This is a genomic window from Micromonospora sp. NPDC049089, assembly GCF_040648775.1.
Lineage (GTDB): Bacteria > Actinomycetota > Actinomycetes > Mycobacteriales > Micromonosporaceae > Micromonospora.
In genome coordinates this window covers 1-2111 of the sequence record NZ_JBEZEH010000309.1, presented here as the reverse complement: position 1 = coordinate 2111, position 2111 = coordinate 1, and the positions used below count along the sequence as shown (strand labels likewise).

The following is a 2111-nucleotide window of genomic DNA, read 5'->3' as shown; positions in this document are numbered from 1 at the left end:
TGATTCCTTGTGCAGGTGTGTGGATGGGTAGGGGAGCGTCGTGCCGCGAGTGAAGCAGCGGGGTGACCCAGTTGTGGACGCGGCACGAGTGAGAATGCAGGCATGAGTAGCGAAAGAAGGGTGAGAAACCCTTCCGCCGGATGACCAAGGGTTCCAGGGCCAGGCTAATCCGCCCTGGGTGAGTCGGGACCTAAGGCGAGGCCGAGAGGCGTAGTCGATGGACAACGGGTTGATATTCCCGTACCCGCGAAAGAGCGTCCCTGATGAACCTCGTTGTGCTAACCACCCGAACTTGATGACGTCTTCGGACTGAGTTGAGGGAGCGTGGGAACCTGATGGGTAGTAGTCAAGCGATGGGGTGACGCAGGAAGGTAGCTGAGCCCGGCCGGTGGTTGTGCCGGGGTAAGCGTGTAGGCCGTGTTGTAGGCAAATCCGCAACACATGAAGGCTGAGACGTGATGCCGAGCCGATTCAGGTGAAGTCAGTGATCCTATGCTGCCGAGAAAAGCCTCTAGCGAGTTCTTAGCGGCCCGTACCCCAAACCGACACAGGTGGTCAGGTAGAGAATACCGAGGCGATCGGGCGAACTGTGGTTAAGGAACTCGGCAAATTGCCCCCGTAACTTAGGGAGAAGGGGGGCCGGAGACGTGAAGCCCCGCGCGGGTGGAGCGTTGTATGGCCGCAGAGAGCAGGGGGAAGCGACTGTTTACTAAAAACACAGGTCCATGCGAAGAAGTAATTCGATGTATATGGACTGACGCCTGCCCGGTGCTGGAACGTTAAGGGGACCTGTTAGCTCTTCGGGGCGAAGCGGAGAACTTAAGCGCCAGTAAACGGCGGTGGTAACTATAACCATCCTAAGGTAGCGAAATTCCTTGTCGGGTAAGTTCCGACCTGCACGAATGGCGTAACGACTTCCCCACTGTCTCAACCACAGGCCCGGCGAAATTGCAGTACGAGTAAAGATGCTCGTTACGCGCGGCAGGACGGAAAGACCCCGGGACCTTTACTATAGCTTGACATTGGTACTCGAATTAGCTTGTGTAGGATAGGTGGGAGCCGGTGAAGTCCATACGCCAGTATGGGTGGAGGCAATCTTGAAATACCACTCTGGTTGATTTGGGTATCTAACTTCGGACCGTTATCCGGTTCAGGGACAGTGTCTGGTGGGTAGTTTAACTGGGGCGGTTGCCTCCTAAAAGGTAACGGAGGCGCCCAAAGGTTCCCTCAGCCTGGTTGGCAATCAGGTGTTGAGTGCAAGTACACAAGGGAGCTTGACTGTGAGACTGACAGGTCGAGCAGGGACGAAAGTCGGGACTAGTGATCCGGCACTTGCGAGTGGAAGCGGTGTCGCTCAACGGATAAAAGGTACCCCGGGGATAACAGGCTGATCTTCCCCAAGAGTCCATATCGACGGGATGGTTTGGCACCTCGATGTCGGCTCGTCGCATCCTGGGGCTGTAGCAGGTCCCAAGGGTTGGGCTGTTCGCCCATTAAAGCGGTACGCGAGCTGGGTTTAGAACGTCGTGAGACAGTTCGGTCCCTATCCGCCGTGCGCGTAGGATACTTGAGAAGGGCTGTCCCTAGTACGAGAGGACCGGGACGGACGAACCTCTGGTGTGCCAGTTGTCCTGCCAAGGGCACGGCTGGTTAGCTACGTTCGGAAGGGATAACCGCTGAAAGCATCTAAGCGGGAAGCCTGCTTCAAGATGAGGTATCCCACCCACCTTGGTGGGGTAAGGCCCCCAGCTAGACGACTGGGTTGATAGGCCGGAAATGTAAGCCCGGTAACGGGTTCAGTTGACCGGTACTAATAGGCCGAGGACTTGACTACTAAGCTGCTACGCGTCCACTGTGCAACTCTGAACAAGCGAACACCCGTGATTGTGTGCCGGGGTTGTTTGATATGTTCATAGAGTTACGGCGGTCATGGCGGAGGGGAAACGCCCGGTTACATTCCGAACCCGGAAGCTAAGCCCTCCAGCGCCGATGGTACTGCACTCGTGAGGGTGTGGGAGAGTAGGACGCCGCCGGACAATCTTCCAGAGAAGCCCACCCCAATTCGGGGTGGGCTTCTCTGCGTCTCCGCCCTTTTTCCGGGGGTCATCAGG

Annotated in this window: 1 rRNA gene and 1 other annotated feature (1 of these 2 running past the window's edge); the gene reads left to right on the top strand. The window is 56.9% G+C overall.

Annotated features, from left to right (window positions below):
- Positions 1–1834, top strand: a sequence feature (mutual gap in cmsearch alignment for this rRNA model is longer than 100) (it extends 1375 nt beyond the left edge of the window).
- Between the two features lie 85 nt (positions 1835–1919).
- Positions 1920–2036 (top strand): 5S ribosomal RNA (rrf, locus tag AB0B48_RS31685).
- Positions 2037–2111: the final 75 nt, after the last annotated feature.